The organism is Bradyrhizobium sp. Leaf396 (assembly GCF_001424605.1).
Taxonomy (GTDB): domain Bacteria; phylum Pseudomonadota; class Alphaproteobacteria; order Rhizobiales; family Xanthobacteraceae; genus Bradyrhizobium; species Bradyrhizobium japonicum_C.
Genome location: NZ_LMQJ01000065.1, coordinates 195,288 through 213,398, shown reverse-complemented (window position 1 = coordinate 213,398; position 18,111 = coordinate 195,288). Strand labels below are relative to the sequence as shown.

General features: G+C 65.1%; 16 protein-coding genes and 2 riboswitches. Of the genes, 6 read left to right on the top strand and 10 right to left on the bottom strand.

Annotation, left to right across the window (positions count from 1 at the left end; all coding sequences use genetic code 11):
* Positions 1-1,419: a circularly permuted type 2 ATP-grasp protein gene (locus ASG57_RS33970; RefSeq protein WP_024340790.1), complete on the bottom strand. Its 1,419-nt coding sequence runs from the start codon at positions 1,417-1,419 to the stop codon at positions 1-3.
* Positions 1,420-1,658: 239 nt separating this feature from the next.
* On the opposite strand from ASG57_RS33970, the gene ASG57_RS33965 reads away from it, so the two are divergent.
* From ASG57_RS33965 to ASG57_RS33955, 3 genes are read left to right on the top strand one after another with little or no spacing between them, the layout of a single operon-like run.
* Positions 1,659-2,396, top strand: coding sequence for a competence/damage-inducible protein A (locus tag ASG57_RS33965; RefSeq protein ID WP_024340789.1), 738 nt, complete (start codon positions 1,659-1,661; stop codon positions 2,394-2,396).
* Between the two features lie 27 nt (positions 2,397-2,423).
* On the top strand, positions 2,424-2,951 hold the full coding sequence (gpt, locus tag ASG57_RS33960; protein WP_024340788.1) for a xanthine phosphoribosyltransferase: 528 nt from the start codon (positions 2,424-2,426) through the stop codon (positions 2,949-2,951).
* Between the two features lie 31 nt (positions 2,952-2,982).
* Entirely contained in the window at positions 2,983-3,645 is a 663-nt protein-coding gene (locus tag ASG57_RS33955; RefSeq protein WP_024340787.1) for a hypothetical protein, read from the top strand.
* A gap of 29 nt (positions 3,646-3,674) precedes the next feature.
* On the opposite strand, the gene ASG57_RS33950 is transcribed toward ASG57_RS33955, so the two are convergent.
* On the bottom strand, positions 3,675-4,697 hold the full coding sequence (locus ASG57_RS33950) for a methionine synthase (RefSeq protein ID WP_024340786.1): 1,023 nt from the start codon (positions 4,695-4,697) through the stop codon (positions 3,675-3,677).
* A gap of 132 nt (positions 4,698-4,829) precedes the next feature.
* On the opposite strand from ASG57_RS33950, the gene ASG57_RS33945 reads away from it, so the two are divergent.
* From ASG57_RS33945 to ASG57_RS33935, 3 genes are all read left to right on the top strand, one after another.
* The gene (locus ASG57_RS33945) at positions 4,830-5,531 is read left to right on the top strand and encodes a glutathione S-transferase N-terminal domain-containing protein (protein ID WP_024340785.1); all 702 of its coding nucleotides are present in this window, start codon (positions 4,830-4,832) and stop codon (positions 5,529-5,531) included.
* A gap of 134 nt (positions 5,532-5,665) precedes the next feature.
* Positions 5,666-6,274, top strand: coding sequence for a 2-hydroxychromene-2-carboxylate isomerase (locus ASG57_RS33940; RefSeq protein ID WP_057199046.1), 609 nt, complete (start codon positions 5,666-5,668; stop codon positions 6,272-6,274).
* Positions 6,274-7,251 carry an NADPH:quinone oxidoreductase family protein gene (locus ASG57_RS33935; protein ID WP_057199045.1) on the top strand — a complete coding sequence of 326 codons (978 nt, stop codon included), beginning with the start codon at positions 6,274-6,276 and terminating at the stop codon, positions 7,249-7,251. The genes ASG57_RS33940 and ASG57_RS33935 overlap by 1 nt, the downstream gene beginning before the upstream one ends.
* Positions 7,252-7,348: 97 nt before the next feature.
* On the opposite strand, the gene ASG57_RS33930 is transcribed toward ASG57_RS33935, so the two are convergent.
* The 8 genes from ASG57_RS33930 to ASG57_RS33895 all read right to left on the bottom strand — a co-directional run bounded on the left by ASG57_RS33930 (position 7,349) and on the right by ASG57_RS33895 (position 17,803).
* Entirely contained in the window at positions 7,349-8,239 is an 891-nt protein-coding gene (locus ASG57_RS33930; RefSeq protein WP_024340782.1) for a crotonase/enoyl-CoA hydratase family protein, read from the bottom strand.
* A 126-nt stretch (positions 8,240-8,365) separates the two neighbouring features.
* Entirely contained in the window at positions 8,366-9,799 is a 1,434-nt protein-coding gene (locus ASG57_RS33925; RefSeq protein ID WP_057199044.1) for an amidase, read from the bottom strand.
* A complete protein-coding gene (locus tag ASG57_RS33920) occupies positions 9,792-10,964 on the bottom strand; it encodes a M20 aminoacylase family protein (RefSeq protein ID WP_057199043.1) in 1,173 nt (390 codons plus the stop codon). The genes ASG57_RS33925 and ASG57_RS33920 overlap by 8 nt, the downstream gene beginning before the upstream one ends.
* A 13-nt stretch (positions 10,965-10,977) precedes the next feature.
* Positions 10,978-12,483, bottom strand: coding sequence for a M81 family metallopeptidase (locus ASG57_RS33915; protein ID WP_024340779.1), 1,506 nt, complete (start codon positions 12,481-12,483; stop codon positions 10,978-10,980).
* Positions 12,484-12,699: 216 nt separating this feature from the next.
* Complete coding sequence (locus ASG57_RS33910; RefSeq protein ID WP_057199042.1) at positions 12,700-14,349, bottom strand: ABC transporter ATP-binding protein; 1,650 nt, start codon at positions 14,347-14,349, stop codon at positions 12,700-12,702.
* A 126-nt stretch (positions 14,350-14,475) separates the two neighbouring features.
* Positions 14,476-15,363 (bottom strand): ABC transporter permease, encoded by an 888-nt coding sequence (locus ASG57_RS33905; protein WP_024340777.1) that lies wholly within the window; start codon positions 15,361-15,363, stop codon positions 14,476-14,478.
* 19 nt (positions 15,364-15,382) lie between these two features.
* Positions 15,383-16,324 (bottom strand): ABC transporter permease, encoded by a 942-nt coding sequence (locus tag ASG57_RS33900; protein ID WP_024340776.1) that lies wholly within the window; start codon positions 16,322-16,324, stop codon positions 15,383-15,385.
* A 177-nt stretch (positions 16,325-16,501) separates the two neighbouring features.
* Positions 16,502-17,803: a D-amino acid dehydrogenase gene (locus tag ASG57_RS33895; protein ID WP_057199041.1), complete on the bottom strand. Its 1,302-nt coding sequence runs from the start codon at positions 17,801-17,803 to the stop codon at positions 16,502-16,504.
* A 68-nt stretch (positions 17,804-17,871) separates the two neighbouring features.
* Positions 17,872-17,977: riboswitch (glycine riboswitch) on the bottom strand.
* Between the two features lie 3 nt (positions 17,978-17,980).
* A riboswitch (glycine riboswitch) is annotated at positions 17,981-18,085 on the bottom strand.
* Positions 18,086-18,111: the final 26 nt, after the last annotated feature.

Sequence of the window (18,111 nt, the reverse complement as noted above, 5' to 3'; positions counted from 1 at the left end):
CTACTCGTCCAGGATCCAGGTGTCTTTGGTGCCGCCGCCCTGGCTCGAGTTCACCACCAGGGAGCCTTCCTTGAGCGCGACGCGTGTGAGCCCGCCGGGGACGATGGTGGTGCTCTTGCTGCCGGTGAGCACGAAGGGGCGAAGATCGACATGGCGCGGCGCGAGGCCGGATTCGGTGCAGGTCGGGCAGGTCGAGAGCGCCAGCGTCGGCTGCGCGATGAAGCCTTCAGGCTCGCGCTTGAGCTTGTCGCGGAACGCTTCGATCGTCGCTTTGGTCGCGGCGGGACCGATCAGCATGCCGTAGCCGCCGGAGCCGTGCACTTCCTTGACGACGAGCTCGCTTAAATTGTCCAGCACATAGGCAAGATCCTTCGGCTCGCGGCAGCGCCAGGTCGGCACGTTCTTCAGGATCGGCTCCTCGCCGAGATAGAACTTCACGATGTCGGGCATGTAGGAGTAGATCGCCTTGTCGTCGGCGATGCCGGTACCGACGGCGTTGGCGAGCGTGATGTTGCCGGCCGCGTAAGCCGACATCAGCCCGGGGACGCCGAGCACGGAATCGGGACGGAAGGTGAGGGGATCGAGGAAATCGTCGTCGACCCGCCGATAGATCACGTCGACCCGCTTCAGCCCCTCCGTCGTGCGCATGAATACTTCGTTGTTCTTGACGATGAGATCGCGCCCCTCGACCAGCTCGATGCCGAGCTTGTCGGCGAGGAAAGAGTGCTCGTAGTAGGCGGAGTTGTAGACGCCGGGCGTAAGCAGGGCGACGGTCGGCTCGCCGGATGCGCCTTGCGGCGCGACCGAGCGCAGCGCGGCGAGCAATTCGTCCGGATAGCGCTCGACCGGCGCCACCTTGTGGCGGGCGAACAGATCCGGAAACAGCCGCATCATGATCTCGCGGTTTTCCAGCATGTAGGAGACGCCGGAAGGCGTGCGGGCGTTGTCCTCCAGCACGATGAAGTCTTCGGCGTCGACCCGGACGATGTCGATGCCGGCGATGTGCACGTAGACGTCGTGCGGCACCTGCTGGCCGTTCATCTCGGGCCGGAACACCGGGTTCTGAAAGATCAGATCGTCGGGCACGATCTCGGCGCGGAGGATCTCGCGGCCGTGATAGATGTCGCGCAGGAACATGTTGAGCGCGCGGACGCGCTGCTTCAGGCCCTTCTCGAGCAGCGCCCATTCCTTGCCGGACATGATCCGGGGGATCACGTCGAAGGGGATCAGGCGCTCGGTCGATTCGGAATCGCCGTAGACCGCGAAGGTAATGCCGATTCGGCGGAACAGGAGTTCGGCCTCCTGGCGGCGATATTCGAGCGCCTCGGGAGGCGTCTCCTTGAGCCAGCGCGCCAGCTCCTGATAGGCGGGGCGAAGGTCCCCGCCGGGAATATTCATTTCGTCAAACGCGGCTGCCATAGATTCCGACTGTTCTCCCCCAGGGCGTTGCCTGTGGCCATGCCGTGAGAGTGCATGACTTCCGTAGGAGGTAGCAAGGGCCGGGCCAGCGCGATAAGCATGGAGGAGAGACGTTTGCCGGGAACGGCCAGCGACTTGCCTGAAAAAATGGCTGAGGACTGCTTATTTCAGAAGCAAAACCGCGTGACTTCAAGGCGTTACCTCGGCAAAGTCGGCGTCACAGGTGAGGGATTTAAGGCATGAGCGACATCGTCACGGCGGGCATTCTGGTCATTGGGGACGAAATCCTGTCGGGCCGGACCAAGGACAAGAACATTGGGTTCATCGCCGAATACCTAACCAATATCGGCATCGATCTGAAGGAGGTCCGGGTCGTCTCCGATGACGAGGCAGACATCATTGCCGCGCTGGACGCATTGCGGCATCGCTACACCTACGTCTTCACTACCGGCGGCATCGGTCCGACCCATGACGACATCACCGCCGACGCGGTCGCCAAAGCGTTCGGGGTCCGGATCGACCATCACCCGGAGGTCGTCGCCCGTTTCCGCGAGCGCTGGAGCGAGCAGGACCTCAACGAAGCCCGCCTGCGCATGGCCCGCATCCCCGACGGGGCCGAGCTGATCCAGAGCGCGACGATTCTCGCTCCCGGCTTCAAGATCGGCAATGTCATCGTCATGGCCGGCGTGCCCTCGATCATGCAGGCGATGATGGACATCGTCGCGCCCAAGCTGAAGTCAGGCGTGCGGATGCTCTCCGAATCGGTCCGCGCCAATGCGCGGGAGGGCGACATCGGCGGGCCTCTGCGGGCGATTGCCGCCGCCCATCCCGACACCATCATCGGCAGCTACCCCTTCATGGACGAGGAGCAGAAGCCGAACACCAATCTGGTGGTGCGCTCGCGCGATCCGGAGAGGCTGGCAGCGGCAATGACTGCTGTGAAGGAAATGCTGGCAGGATTGAACGTCTCGCGCTAGCACCGGCAGACGCAGCAGGAGACGACAATGGCTGGCGAAGCACCGGAACCGAGCGCGCAGGAGCGGGCGGGCAGGCCCTTCCCGGTCTCGTGGGACCAGTTCCACCGCGATTGCCGCGCGCTGACGTGGCGGCTCAACGAGGTCGGCCCTTTCCATGCGGTGATCGCGATCACCCGTGGCGGCCTGGTGCCGGCGGCGATCGTGGCGCGCGAGCTCGGCCTGCGCGTGATCGATACGGTCTGCATCGCCAGCTATGATCACGACAAGCAGGGCGAGCTCCAGGTCCTCAAGGGCATTTCCGACGCGGTGATGAAGCTCGGCGAGGGCACCGGCAAGGGGCTTCTGATCGTCGACGACCTCGTCGACACCGGCAAGACCGGCAGACTGGTGCGCGAGATACTGCCGGACGCGCACTTCGCCACGGTCTACGCCAAACCGAAGGGGCGCCCGCTGGTCGATACCTTCATCACCGAAGTCTCGCAGGACACCTGGATCTTCTTCCCCTGGGACACCGCGCTGTCCTACCACCCGCCGCTGCGCGATGGCGCGGCCTGACTGAGCGCGAATGGTGACTAGCGAGTAGGGAATGGTGAGTAGTGAATCCCCAATTCGCAATTCGCCATTCGCTACCCGCCCCCTGCAAAACCGCGTCACGCCCACCGGCGAGATCATCGCCACGCCGCATCGCGGCCTGTTCACCGGCAATCGCGGTATCATCCATGATCCCGCGACGAAGACACTGCTGAACAAGCGCTGGTCGTCGCCGGCGTGGATTACATGCCTGTGTGAATTCCGCGGCTGGCGGCGCCCGGTGATGGCGCGGCGGAGCTGGACCGAGCTGTTCTTCCTCGACGAGGCCACCGCCTTTGCCGCGGGACACCGTCCGTGCTTCTTCTGCCGCCGTGACGATGCCAATCGCTTCCGCGCGGCATGGGAGAGGGGCAATGGCGCGAGCAAGGTGAGCGCAAAGGCGATGGACGCGCAGCTGCACCTGGAGCGGCTGCATCATGGTCGCAAGCGCCTGCATGCGCTGCCGGTGCAGCTTGCAGAACTGCCCGATGGCGCGATGGTGCAGCAGGGTGAGCAGAGCTTTCTGATGACGAGAGGCCGGCCGCTGCTATGGTCGCCGGCCGGCTATGCCCGCGTGGAGTACGAGCTGGAGGGCCCGATGCTGCTGACGCCACCCTCCACACTCCGCGCGCTCAATGCTGGATATCAGCCGGCGCTGCATCCGACCGCTCTGGACTAACTGGCAGGGCGATCTGCGGATCGCCGCCGTCACCCCAGCTTCTCGCGTGCCAGCGCGGCGCCGGCGCCGAGCGCCATCAGCTTGGCTTCTGCGATCTCCCGCCGCATCGGCGCCATGCCGCAATTGGTGGTGGCGATGATGTTGCTCTTGGGCACGAATTGCGACACCGCGTCGATCACCTTCACGACGTCCTCGGCGGTCTCCACCGTGTCGCTGGCGACGTCGATCACGCCGGCCTGCACGATCTTGGTCTTGAGCAGCGCCAGCAGGTCCAGCGGCACCTTGGAATTGCGGCACTCGATCGCGACCTGCTGGATCGGGCTCGCGTCGATCGCCGGGAAGATCTGCTCGTACTGCCGCCATTGGCTGCCGAGTGTCTCCTTCCAGTCGGTGTTGGCCTTGATGCCGTAGCCGTAGCAGATGTGCACCGCGGTGGCGCAGGTCAGGCCCTGCGCGGCGCGTTCCAGCGCCTTGATGCCCCAGTCGTTGACCTCGTCCATGTAGACGTTGAAGGCGGGCTCGTCGAACTGCACGAGATCGACGCCGTCGGCCTGCAATGCCTTGGCCTCCTCGTTGAGAAGCTCGGCGAAGGCGAAGGCCATCTTCACGCGGTCGCCATAATAGCGATCGGCAATCGTGTCGATGATTGTCATTGGGCCGGGCAGGGTGAATTTCAGCTTGTTCCTGGTGTGCGTGCGCGCCACGCGCGCCTCGAAGGCGTGCACGCGTCCCTTGAGCCGGAGCGGAGCGACCACCTGCGGCACCATTGCCTTGTAGCGGTCGTTTCGGATGCCCATCTCGACCTTGTGGGCGAAATCGATGCCCTCGATCCTCTCCAGGAAACCGTGGACGAAATGCTGTCGGGCCTGCTCGCCCTCGGTGACGATGTCGATGCCGGCGTCTTCCTGGATCTTCAGCCAGATCAAGGTCGCATCGCGCTTGGCCCGGAGCAGCTCGTCGCCGTCGGACTTCCAGGGCGCCCACAGCATGTTCGGCTCCGCCAGCCATTCCGGCTTCGGCAGGGAGCCGGCGATCGTGGTTGGAAACAGCATGGCGGCCCTCCCGGCAGGTTGTGTTGCGCCTCTTCCTGCCATGACTTAACCTCTAGGTACAGAACAACGAAAGTCGCTCTCCATTCGGAGACGACGATAGGGAAGGCCCGGGAAAGGCCGATGGAAAGGGCCGTGATCGATCTCTATTACGCACCGACGCCGAACGGCTGGAAAATCTCCATCATGTTGGAGGAGCTCGGGCTTCCCTACAGCGTGAAGCCTGTCAACATCCGCGCTGGCGAGCAGTTCAGCCCCGAGTTCCTCGCGATCTCCCCGAACAATCGCATCCCGGCGATCGTCGATCACGATCCCGCCGACGGCGGTGCTCCGTTTTCGGCCTTTGAGACCGGTGCGATCCTGATCTATCTCGCTGAAAAGACCGGACGGTTCTTGCCGGCGGACCTGCGCGGGCGTTCTGCCACCATCCAGTGGGTGATGTGGCAGATGGCGGGGCTGGGACCGATGCTCGGCCAGCACGGGCATTTTGCCCTCTACGCCGCAGAGAAAATCCCTTACGCGATCACGCGGTATCGCGACGAGTCGGCCCGTCTGTATGGGGTTCTTGACCGGCAGCTCGGCAAGACCGGTAGCTATGTCGCCGGCGACTATTCCATCGCCGACATCGCCTGCTTTCCGTGGGCCATGACTCACAAGGCGCAAGGCTTCACGCTCGATGACTATCCAAACGTGAAGCGTTGGTATGCCGCGGTCCGCGCGAGACCGCAGGTGCAGGCGGGGCTCGCGATCGGCAAGTTCGTGAAAGAGCCGTTCGACGAAGAATCACGCAAGATCATGTTCGGGCAACGGGCTAAGGAAGTGCTGGGAAAGAAGTAGACCGCTCGCCACGCCCGTCATTGCGAGGAGCCCTTGCGACGAAGCAATCCAGAATCTTCCGGGGCGACACTCTGGATTGCTCCGCTGCGCTCGCAATGACGAGAAGAGTGCCAATAACGCAACAAGGAAACGCCATGATCGAATTCTTCTTCGACTGTTCCAGTCCCTGGACTTATCTCGCCTTTCACAACATCCAGCCGCTCGCCAAGGAGCTCGGCGCGGAGATCGTCTGGCGGCCGATCCTGGTGGGCGGCATCTTCAACACGGTCAATCCGAGCGTCTATGCGCAGCGCGAGAAGCCGGTGCCGCTCAAGGCGCGCTACATGACGAAGGATCTTCAGGATTGGGCGCGCTCGGCCGGCCTGTCGATCAAGATGCCGCCGACGGTATTCCCGGTGAACAGCGTGAAGGCGATGCGCGGCTGCATTTGGCTGGGCAAAGACACGGTGCCGTTTGCGACGGCGGTGTTCGAAGCCTATTGGGGCGAGGACAAGGACATTTCGCAGGACGCGGTGCTCGCCGGGATCTGCAAGAAGGTCGGCATCGACGAGGTAAGATTCTTCGCCGGCATTGCTGAGCAAGGCATCAAGGACCAGCTCAAGGCCAATACGGAAGAAGTCGTGGCGCGCGGCGGCTTCGGTTCGCCGACGATCTTCGTGAACAAGACCGACATGTACTTCGGCAACGATCGGCTGCCGTTGATCCGCGAGGCGCTCATGCGCAGCAAGGCGAGCGCGGCCTGATGGTGCGTGCTGTCGTTTGCCGTGAGCTTGGTGCGCCCGAGACGCTGCGGCTGGAGGAGTTTCCGTCGCGTGCCTTGAAGCCGGGCGAGGTGCGTGTCGCGATCCGGGCGGCCGGATTGAATTTCCCTGACGTGCTGATGGCGGCCGGCGAATATCAGCTCAAGCCGGAGTTGCCGTTCACCCCGGGCATGGAAGCTGCAGGCGATGTCACCGAGGTCGGGCAGGAGGCAACGGGCGTTGCGGTCGGCGACAAGGTGATCGTCAAGATGCGCCATGGTGCATTCGCCGACGAGGCTGTGGCCTCGCCGGCGCAGCTTACGCCGATGCCGTCCACCTTCGATTACGCGGAAGCTGCGACCTATCTCGCGGGCCACGGCACCGCCTATCATGCGCTGATCGATCGTGGCCGGCTCGAGCCGGGCGAGGTGCTGCTGGTGCACGGCGCCGGCGGCGGCGTCGGGCTTGCCGCGGTCGAGGTCGGCAAGATGCTGGGCGCGACCGTGATCGCAACGGCCTCCAGCGACGAGAAGCTGGCGATCGCGAAGTCGCGCGGTGCGGATCATCTCGTCCGCTACGATCGCGAGCCGTTTCGCGATGCGGTCAAGCGCATCACCGAGGGTCGCGGGGCGGACGTGGTGTTCGATCCGGTCGGCGGCCAGGTCTTTGAGGATTCGATGCGCTGCATCGCCTGGGGCGCGCGGCTGCTGGTGATCGGTTTCACCGGCGGCATCGGTTCGGCCAGGACCAATCTGTTGCTGATCAAGGGTGCCAGTGTGCTCGGCGTGCGCGCCGGCGAAGCCGTGCGGAAGAACCCGGAGCTCGGCGAGATACGCCTGAAGGCGCTCTTGCAATGGGCGGAGGAGGGCAAGCTGCGTCCCAACGTCTCACACCGCCTGCCGCTGGCGGACTATGCAAAGGCCATGCGGCTGCTGCTCGACCGCAAGGCGATCGGGCGTGTGGCGCTGGTGATGGATTAGTTTCTACCAGCGTCATTCCGGGGCGATGCGGAGCATCGAACCCGGATTCTCGCGATCCCGGGTTCTCGCTTCGCGAGCCCCGGGATGACGCTCCGCCTCACTTGTACTCCCGCTCCGTCCACCACGGGAAATAGTCCGGCATGTCCGTCGACACCTTGTTCTTGAACTGTGCGGGACGCTTCTCCAGGAAGGACACCACACCTTCCTTCACGTCGTCCGAACGGCCGCGCGCGTAGATGCCGCGGCTGTCGACCTTGTGGGCCTCCATCGGATCGTCGGCGCCCATCATGCGCCACATCATCTGCCGGATCAGCGCCACCGAAACCGGCGCGGTCTTCGCGGCGAACTCCTTGGCGAGCGCGCGCGCCGTCGGCAGCAAATCATCGGGGGCCACGACCTTGCTGACGAGACGACCGGCAAGAGCTTCCTGCGCCGGGAAGACGCGGCCCGAATAGCACCATTCGAGCGCCTGCGAGATGCCGACGATCCGAGGCAGGAACCAGCTCGAGGCCGCCTCGGGCACGATGCCGCGCTGGGAGAACACAAACCCGAACCGTGCGGCTTCGGAGGCAATGCGGATGTCCATCGCAAGCTGCATGGTGACGCCGATGCCGACCGCTGGTCCGTTCACCGCGGCGATCACCGGCTTCAGGCATTTGAAGATGCGCAGCGTCACCTGGCCGCCGCCGTCGCGGACCTGCGGATCGCTGTAATCGACCTTGCCGTCGGGGAGGCGCTTCACCGGCCCACGTCGCGCATCGCGATCGAACGTGTCGGCGCCGGAGGAGAGGTCGGCGCCCGCGCAAAAACCGCGGCCGGCACCGGTGACGATAATGGCCCGGATATCGTCGTCCTTGTCCGCGGCATCGAACGCGTCGATCAGCTCGGCCTGCATCTGTGCGTTGAAGGCGTTGAGCTTGTCGGGCCGGTTCAGCGTGATGGTGAGGATCTGCTCGGCGACCTCGTATTTGATCGTCTCATACGCCATGGTGTTTCCTTCCTTGTCATTCCTTGAGTCAATTCTGTCATTGCCGGGCTTGACCCGGCAATCCATCTTTTTTGAGGGCGATGGATGCGCGGGTCGAGCCCGCGCATGACGAGTTGTGCTGTGACGCTAGTACGGCGTCTTGTGTGCAGGCGGCTTCGGCCAAGCCCGCTGCGGCCCCCGCAGGCCCTCGAACGCCTTGGCCATGCCGAGGACGCCGATATCGTCGAAGCGGCGGCCGACGATCTGCACGCCGATCGGAAAGCCGTTGGCGTCGAAGCCACCGTTGACGGAGATTGCAGGGTTTTCCGACATATTCCACGGCACGGTATAGGCGATGTGCTCGAACGGCTTCATCGGATCGTTGGTGGGCGAGGCCCATTCCGCCGGATAGTTCACGTTCGGTGCGGTCGGCGAGATCACATAGTCGAGCTCGCAAAAGAGCTTCGCCGCAGCAGCGCGGATCGCCATGGTCTGGTTGAAGCCGCGGATGACGTCGATGCCCGAGAGCTTGGCTCCGGACTCGCCCCATTTGAAGATATAGGGCAGCACCTTGGCCTGCTCTGCCGGGGTCAGCTTGGACAGGTCGTCCCACATCCGCGCGCGCCAGAAATTGTCGAGCCCGTCGAGCATGTCCCGCGTGAGAATGCCGTCGATTTCGGTGACGACGCTGCCTGCCGACTCGAACGCCTCAGCCGCCTTCACCGCGACCTCGCCCACCGCTTTCTCCGGCGGCAACCCGCATCCGGCATCGAGCATCAGGCCGATGCGCAGTTTCCGCGGCGACTTCTCGAGGCCCTTCCAGTTGAGCGGCTCGGCCGGCAGGCTCATGCCGTCGCGCCGGTCGGGCTTTGCGATCACGCTCATCATCAGGGCGCAATCATCAACCGTGCGCGTCATCGGGCCGGCAACGCGACCGACATAGCTGGGATCGATCGGCACGCGTCCGAAGCTCGGCTTGAGGCCGACGAGACCGCACCAGCCAGCGGGCAGGCGCACCGAGCCGCCGATGTCCGTGCCGAGATGGAGCGGGCCATAGCCGGCGGCCGCGGCGGCGCCTGCGCCCGCGCTGGAGCCGCCGGGATTCTTGGAGAGGTCCCAGGGGTTACGCGCCAGCGCGTGGAAGCTGGAGAGACCGGAGGACAGCATGCCGTAATCCGGCATGGTGGTCTTGGCGAAGATGATGGCGCCGGCCTCGCGCAGGCGCGCGGCAGGCGGGGCGTCCTTCTCCGCCGGCACGAGCTTGACGCTGGCCGCGCCCAGCGGCACCGGCACGCCCTTGGTCGCGATGTTGTCCTTCACCGTGACCGGGACGCCATCGAGCGCACCCGACGGCTCGCCGCCGCTCCAGCGCGCGGTCGAGGCCTTTGCGGCCTCGCGCGCGCCGTCGGGATCGAATGCATAGAGCGCCTTGAGGTGAGGTTCCCACGCAGCGACGTGCGCGAGCACGTCCTCCAGCACCTCGCTCGGCGAGAATTGCTTGGCGCGATAGCCCGCGATCAGATCGACGGCGGAGAGATCGTGCAGCGAGGTGACCGCCTCTTCGGCGCTCTTCTTAGGCATTGCCGCCCACCGGCATGCGCGTCTCGACGATGCGGGCGAACATGCTGGCGCCGATCGGCAGGATCTTGTCGTCGAGCACGAAGCCGGGATTGTGCACGGGCACCGAGCCGTCATGGCCGACCCAGAAATAGGCGCCGGGGATGGTCTGCAGCATGTCGGCAAAGTCCTCGCTGCCCATCTTCGGCTGGGTGCGGGTGATCACGTTGGCGGGATCGACGATGGTGCGGGCGACCTCCTCAACCACCTTGGACTGCTCGACCTGGTTGACCAGCACCCCGAACGTGTCGCGGATGTCCACGTCGATCGCGCACTGATAGGCGCTCGCGATGCCTGCGCAGATCGTGCGGATGCGCTCGCTGATCATGGCGCGGACTTCGTTCGAGAAGGTCCGGATGGTGCCGCACAGATGCGCATCGCCCGGAATGACGTTGTAGGCCGAGCCGGCATGGATCTGGGTGATCGAGATGACGGCGGCCTGCAGCGGGTCGACGTTGCGGCTGACGATGGTCTGGATCGCCTGCGCCAGCGTCGTTGCGATGATCACGGCATCCTTGGAGCGCTCGGGCATCGCGCCATGCGCGCCATAGCCGGTGATGCGCAGATCGAAGAAGTCCGCGCCGGCCATCGCCGGGCCGGGCAGGATCGCGATCTCGCCATGGTTGAGGTCGGGCGCGTTGTGCAGGCCATAGAGTTCGTCGCAGGGGAACTTCTCGAACAACCCGTCCTTGATCATCGCGCGGGCGCCGCCGAGGCCTTCCTCGGCAGGCTGGAAGATCAGGTGCACGGTGCCGTCGAAGTTTCTGGTCTCTGCGAGGTAGCGTGCGGTGCCGAGCAGCATGGTGGTGTGGCCGTCATGCCCGCAGCCGTGGAAGCGGCCCGGGATTTTCGAGCTCCATTTCAGGTTGGTGTTTTCTTCCATCGGCAGCGCGTCCATGTCGGCGCGCAGCCCGATGCGCTTGCTGCCCGAACCCTTGCCCCTGATGACGCCGATCACGCCGGTGCCGCCGAGACCTCGATGCACTTCGATGCCCCAGCTCTTGAGCTTGTCGGCGACGATGCCGGAGGTGCGCACTTCCTCGAAGCCGATCTCGGGATGGGCGTGGAGGTCGCGCCTGATAGCGGTGAGTTCGTCGGCGTAACCGTCGATGCGGTCGATCGTGGGCATAGGGTCTGTCCAGTTAGCGTGAGGGAGGCGTGAAAACAGGGCCGTTCGGCTTGATGCGGATGCCCGGGCGCAGGCGCGTCCAGGGCAGGGAAGCGGTGTCCGCCGGCATCGCGCCGGGCGCGGCGCAGATCATCAGCTTCTCCGCGATCGGTTCGAAATCGGCGCGGAAATGCACCGAGCTCTTGTTGACCAGGATCTTCTGCGCGGTCGGCTCGATCCCGACATAGCGGTACATCGCCTGGTCGGCGAGCTGCGCCTTGTGCGAGGAGACGACGACGCGGACATCGCCGATGCGCAGGCACGCCGAGGGGCCCATCTCCATCTCGCGGCCGCCATAATAGGGACCGGGCGCGATGAACCGGCCGTCGGAGAGCTTCTCGACGACGAAGGTCTCGGTATAGGGTTCGTCGCCGGGAATGCCGGACTTGCCGCCGAGCGAGAGTGTTACCGCGGCGCCGGCGCCGGCTTCGTGCGCAGCTTTCGCCGACTCCGGATCGTAGATGACGCCCGTCGCAGCGCTCGCGTTGTTGCGCACCAGCGCTCGCAGCATGCCCGTCGTGTCCGAATCTCCGCCTGCGCCGGGATTGTCCTGGGTATCGGCGATGATGATTGGCTTGCTGGCGTTCCTCGAGAGTTCCATGGCGTGACGCACGCCGTCGTCGGGCGACCAGATCTTGCCGTCGAAATCGTCCTCGTGGCTCTCGATCAGCTTCACGATCGCATCGGCTGCGCGGTCGGCGTCCGCCTGCGTCTTGCCATAGGCGAACACGCTCGGCCCGCAATCGCGGAAATCCGCGGCCGGGAAGCCGGGCGCGAAAGACAGTGTCGGAACCGCGTCCCCTTCCAGCGCGGCGAGTTTCTCGTAGATGCCTTTGGTCGGCTGGTCATTGGTGCACTGCCAGCTGATCGGGATCAGGAACGGCAATTGCCGGAATGCTTTCGCGAAGCGCTGCTTCGTCTTCAGCAGCAGGGCCAGGTGCCGTGCACAGGCACGGCCGGTCTCTGCCATGTCGACGTGCGGATAGGTGCGGTAGGCGATCAAAGCGTCGGCATGCTCCATCATCTCGGGGGTAACGTTGGCATGCAGGTCGAGACTGGTGACCAGCGGAACGTCCTTGCCGATGACGCGGCGCACGCGCGCCAGGATCTCGCCTTCGCCGTCGTCGAGATGCTCGGTGACCATGGCGCCGTGCAGGTCGAGATAGACCGCGTCGACAGGTCCTGCGGCTGCTATCCCGTCGACCATCGCTTTGACGATGCGCTCGAAAGCGTCCTCGGTGACATGAGCCGACGGGCTTGCTCCGCAGGCGATGGTCGGAACGAGTTCCCAGCCGTTCGCCTCGGCGCTGTCGACGAAGCCGGCGAGACCGACATTGATGCGCCGCATCACCTTCAAGACGTCGGCACCTTGGGTCATCGCCGGCCAGCCGCCGCCATGCTGGAAGTCCGCGAATGTGGCCTTGGTTGGAGCGAAGGTGTTGGTCTCGTGCAGGAAGCCGCCGACGGCGATACGTGTCATTCAGTTCGGTCCTAGATTGAAAGTGCGCGACGTTAGCCCCGGCATTGCGACGAGGGCAAGCTGGGAAGCAATCGCGCCATGCATAGGGTCAAGACGTTTTGGGAATGCTGCTGCGCTGTCATTCCGGGGCGCGCCTACTTGGGCGCGAACCATGGTGCGCAATTGCACACCAAAGCTCATCGCTTCGCGATGTCCCGGAATGACGGAGGGGAGATTTTACGCGCTCGCCACCACGCTCTCGGCCACCGGCCGGAAATTGGCAAAGTCCCAGTTGCGGCCCGGCGCGGCGTCCAGCAGCGCCTTGGTGTAGGCCTCCTTCGGATGCGTCAGCACTTCCCCGGCGGGGCCCTGTTCGACGACGCGGCCGTGCTGCATCACCACCACTTCGTCGCAGATCTGCGCGGCGACGCGCAGATCATGGGTGATGAACAGGATGGCGATGCCGAGCCGCTTCTGGATCTCGTCGAGCAGTTCCAGCACCTGCGCCTGCACGGAAACGTCGAGCGCGGAGACCGCTTCGTCCGCGACCAGCACGTCCGGATCGAGGGCGAGCGCGCGGGCGATCGCGATGCGCTGGCGCTGGCCGCCGGAGAATTGGTGTGGATAGCGCGACACGGCATCGGCGGGCAGGCCGACCAGCTCGAGCAGCTCGCGCGCCCGCTTCATTGCGTCAGCGTGCGCCGCGCCGTAGTTGATCGGACCTTCCGCGATGCTCTCGCCGACGGTGACCCGCGGGTTGAGCGAGCGATAGGGATCCTGGAACACGATCTGGATCTTCTGCCGGTGCGGCTGGAGCAGACGGCGCGAGATGTCGGCGATCTCGCGGCCGGCCAGGCGCACGCCGCCGGAGGTCGGATCGATCAGGCGCACGATGCAGCGTGCCACCGTCGATTTGCCCGAGCCGCTTTCGCCGACGATGCCGAGGGTGCGGCCCTTGCGCAGCGTCAGCGTGACCTTGTCGGCGGCGACGACCTCGCGGCCTTTGCCGAAGAAGGCGCGCTCCTTGTAGACCTTGGTGAGCTCGTTGGCCTCCAGCACCACGGGGTCGCGGCTCTCCTCGCGCGGCGCACGCGGCACCAGGCTCGGCACCGACGCGAGCAGGTTGCGGGTGTATTCCATGGTCGGATTGCGCAGAATGGTCTCGAGCGGACCGGTCTCGACCAGGCGGCCCTGCCGCATCACCGCGACGCGGTCGGCTATTTCGGCAACCACGCCCATGTCGTGAGTGATGAACAGCACGGCGGTGCCGTGATCGCGCTGCAATTCGCGGATCAGGCTCAGGATCTGCTTCTGAGTGGTGACGTCGAGCGCGGTGGTCGGCTCGTCGGCGATCAGCAGCTTCGGCTCCAGCACCAGCGCCATCGCGATCATGATGCGCTGGCGCTGGCCGCCGGAGAGCCGGTGCGGGTAGGAGGCGAAGATGCGCTCGACCTGGGGCAGGTGGACCTGCTCCATCATGTCGAGAATGCGCTTCTTGCGCGCCTTCGCGTCGAGATCCGTATGCGCGCGCAGCACTTCGTCGATCTGGCGGCCGACCGGCACCACCGGATTGAGCGCGGTCATCGGCTCCTGGAAGATCATGGCCATCTGCGTGGCACGGAGCTGGCGCAGGCGGCGGTCGGTCGCGGTGAGCAGCTCCTCGCCGACCAGCTTGATGCTGCCGCCGGTGGGAACCAGCGTTCCCTTCGGCAGCAGGCCCATCGTGGTGAGCGACGTCACCGATTTGCCCGAGCCGCTCTCGCCGACGAGGCACAGCGTCTCGCGCTCGCGAACCTGGATCGAGATCCCGTCGATGATCTTCGGCCCGCCCGGCTTCTTGCCGACGGAGACGACGAGGTTGTTGATGTCGAGGACGGTGTTGGTCATCAGGTCACTCCGACGTCATTGCGAGGAGCGAAGCGACGAAGCAATCCGGAGCCCATCCGCGGATGCAGACTGGATTGTTTCGCTTCGCTCGCAAGGACGGACAAGGGGGCAGGGCCGCGAGACAAATCACTTTGCCTCCCGCTGCTTCATGCGCGGATCAAGTGCATCGCGGGCGGCGTCGCCGATCAGGTTGATGCTGAGGATGGCGATCGAGAGCAAAAGACCGGGCCAGAAGATCAGCGACGGCTTGATCTGGAAGTACTGGCGGCCCTCGGCCATGATGTTGCCCCAGGTCGGCGTCTCCGGCGAGATGCCGGCGCCGAGGAAGGAGAGGATGGCTTCGGTGAGGATGGCGCTCGCGCAGACATAGGTGCCCTGGACGATCAGCGGCGCGATGGTATTCGGCATCAGGTGCCGCAGCATGATTTTCGGCAGGCTGGAGCCGACCGAGATCGCGGCTTCGACGTAAGGCTCCTCGCGTGCCGAGAGCACGACCGAGCGCACCAGACGCGCCACGCGCGGGATCTCCGGAATCGTGATTGCGATCAGCACGGTCCAGAGGCTGGCGCCGGACAGCGACACGACGGCGATCGCGAGCAGGATGCTCGGCATCGCCATCAGGCCGTCCATGACGCGCATCAGGATCGAATCGACCAGCTTGAAAAAGCCGGAGACGAGCCCGATCGCGAGCCCGATGGCGATCGACAGGATCGCCGCGCCGATGCCGATCAGAAGCGAGATGCGGCCGCCATAGATCACGCGCGACAACAGGTCGCGGCCGTAGGCGTCGGTGCCGAGCAGGAATTGTGCGGAGGACGGCTTGAGCCGCTGCGACGGTGCGAGCTGGATCGGATCATGCGGCGCGATCAGCGGCGCGAGGATCGAGACCACCACGATCAAGGTGAGCAGGACCGTCGCCGCGGCGATGATCGGCGTCGAGGTGAGGAATCCGAATCGCGGCCGCAGCGGCGACGTGATCGGAATGGAGGACTGGGGAAGGGTATCGACGGACATTGTGTTCTTAATCCTTGCCTCAGTACCGGATCCGGGGATCGAGCAGGGTATAGGCGACGTCGATGAGAAGATTGACGACGACGTAGATGAACGATGTCAGGAGGATCATCGCCTGGATCACCGGATAATCGCGCGCCAACACCGCATCCACGGTGAGGCGGCCGATGCCGGGTATGTTGAACACGCTCTCGGTGACGACCACGCCGGAGATGAGCAGCGCGAAGCCGGTGCCGATCACGGTGATCACGGGCACCGCCGCGTTGCGCAGCGCATGGCGCATCATCACCGCAACCTCGTTGATGCCTTTTGCGCGCGCCGTGCGCACATAGTCCTCGCCGAGCACGTCGAGCATCGCCGCGCGCGTCATGCGGGCGATCAGCGCGATGTAGATGAAGGAGAGGGCGCAGGTCGGCAGGATGATGCGCTCGAAGAACGGCCCGAAGCCGCTAAAGATGCTGCGGAAGCCTTGCACCGGCACCCAGCGCAGTTCGATGGCGAAGACCTGGATCAGCACATAGCCGACCACGAACACCGGCACCGAGAAACCGAGCACGGACAGACCCATCACGAAGCGATCGATCCAGGTGCCGTGCTTCCAGGCCGCGATCACCCCCAAGGGGACGGCGACGATCACGGCGAGGATGATGGTCGAAAGCGCAATCGAGATCGACGGCTCGACGCGCTGGCCGATCATCTTCATCACCGGCAGGTTGGAGATCAGCGAAGTCCCGAGGTCGCCGTGCAGCAGCTTGTTCACCCAGGTGACGAACTGCACGATCAGAGGCTCGTTGAGGCCGAGCGAGGTGCGGATGCGCTCGAGCCGTTCCGGCGTTGCGTTGTCGCCGGCGAGAATCGCCGCGGGATCGCCCGGCGTCAGCCGCAGCAGCAGGAACACGAACAGGGCGACCACGCCCATCACGGGTACCGCGGCCAGAACGCGGCGAACAAGATAACCTAGCATGCACCTATCTCCGGCTGCGGAACTTGTGGGGCCCTGGGGCGCCTGTGAACTCTGTCGTGTCTATCATGCCTACCACATAGGCTGGAAAGGTCGCCCGGACACGCCGCCCTCTCGGGCAAATTGTGTGCCAAGGCTTGCGCTGGAGCAAGAGGACGGCATGTCTCGGGCGCCGGCCACTCAGGATGCCTGCCGTAGTTCACGCTCAACCCCAAGTGAAGGTACCGTCGGCGGCGCGTTGAGTCCGCGCCAACCGTCGATGGTCTGGGCAATCATCTGCGCCGTCGCCGCCGATAAAGTCCAGCCGAGATGGCCGTGGCCGGTGTTGAAGAAGACCCCCGGTATCCGCCCTGCGCGCACGACCGGCATCATGTTCGGCATCATCGGGCGCAGCCCGGCCCACGGCACGACGCGCGAGGTCTCGACCGCGGGGAAGTTGATGCGCACCCAGTCGATCAGCGGCTGCACGCGGTCGGCGCGGATGTCGCGGTTGAAGTCGTTGAACTCGGCGGTGCCGGCGACGCGAAAGCGGTCGGCGCCGAGCCGGCTGGTGACGATCTTGGCGGCCTCGTCGAGCAGGCTGACCGTCGGGGCGGCGTTGCGGCTTTCGGCGGTGTCGAGCTGCACGGTGATCGAGTAGCCCTTCACCGGATAGACGTTGACGCGCTCGTCGAGCAGGGCGGCGAAGTGCCGGCTCGCAACGCCCGCGCAGACCACGACGCCGTCCGCCTTCAGCATGCCGCGGGCCGACGCGCCGGCATCGCTCGCGGCGAGATCGGCCCAGCCGATGACGAAGCCGCTGCCGGCACGTGCGATCGAATCGATGTTGGCTTCGTGAACGAAGGTCGCGCCGCGCCGCTTGCAGGCTTCCGCCAGCCCGCGGGTGAACTTGTGGATATCGCCGGTGGCATCCGACGGCGTGTAGAAGCCGCCATAATAGTCGTTGCGCAGCGTCGGCTCGATCGCGCGGATCTCGTCCGGAGTCACCGGGCGGCGGTCGAGGCCGCCTTCCTGCAGCAGCGCGTTGACGCGCAGACCGGATTCGAAGCCGGCCTTGTCGCGATAGATGTGGAGGATGCCGCGGCGTTCGAGATCGAAGTCGATGCCCTCGCGCGACGCGATGTCGAACAGGTGCCGGCGCGCTTCGATCGCGAGCCGCGTGGTCTCGATCGTGTTGGACCGGTAGTTGCCGATATTGGCGACGAACTCGCTCATCCACGAATATTTGTGCCAGTTCGGCCGCGGGTTCATCAGCAGCGGCGCGTCGCGCCGAAACATCCAGCGCAGGCCCTTCAGGATCGTCGCGGTGCTGTTCCACACCTCGGCATTGCTGGCGGAGAGCTGTCCGCCATTCGCAAAGGACGTCTCCATCGCAGCGTAGCGGTGCCTGTCGAGCACCGTCACCTTGTAGCCGCGTTCGAGCAGGGCATAGGCGGTCGTGACGCCGGTAATGCCGGCGCCGATGATGGCGAGATGAGTCATGATGAGGTTCGGGGCTCCCGTGTTTAGAGTCGGCTAACCGCCGGCCGAAAGGCCGTTGGCGGCGCCCCATCTGTCACGGTTACCTGAGAGCTTGATCCGCTGCGGATCTCGCAACGGACTATCCCCTTCGGTGGACGTCGCGATTGCCTGAAATCGCGCCGCCTCTCTCCAGATCGTCCTGACGAAACGGTCCTTTTGCCTGAGAGTTTCCGGGGCGGTTGCTCCGTCGGCGCCGCAACGAAGGCTTAGAACCTTCGTCGCGATCTCTCCCGCATCGTCGCGTGGACGGCCGAGCAGTACGATACGCC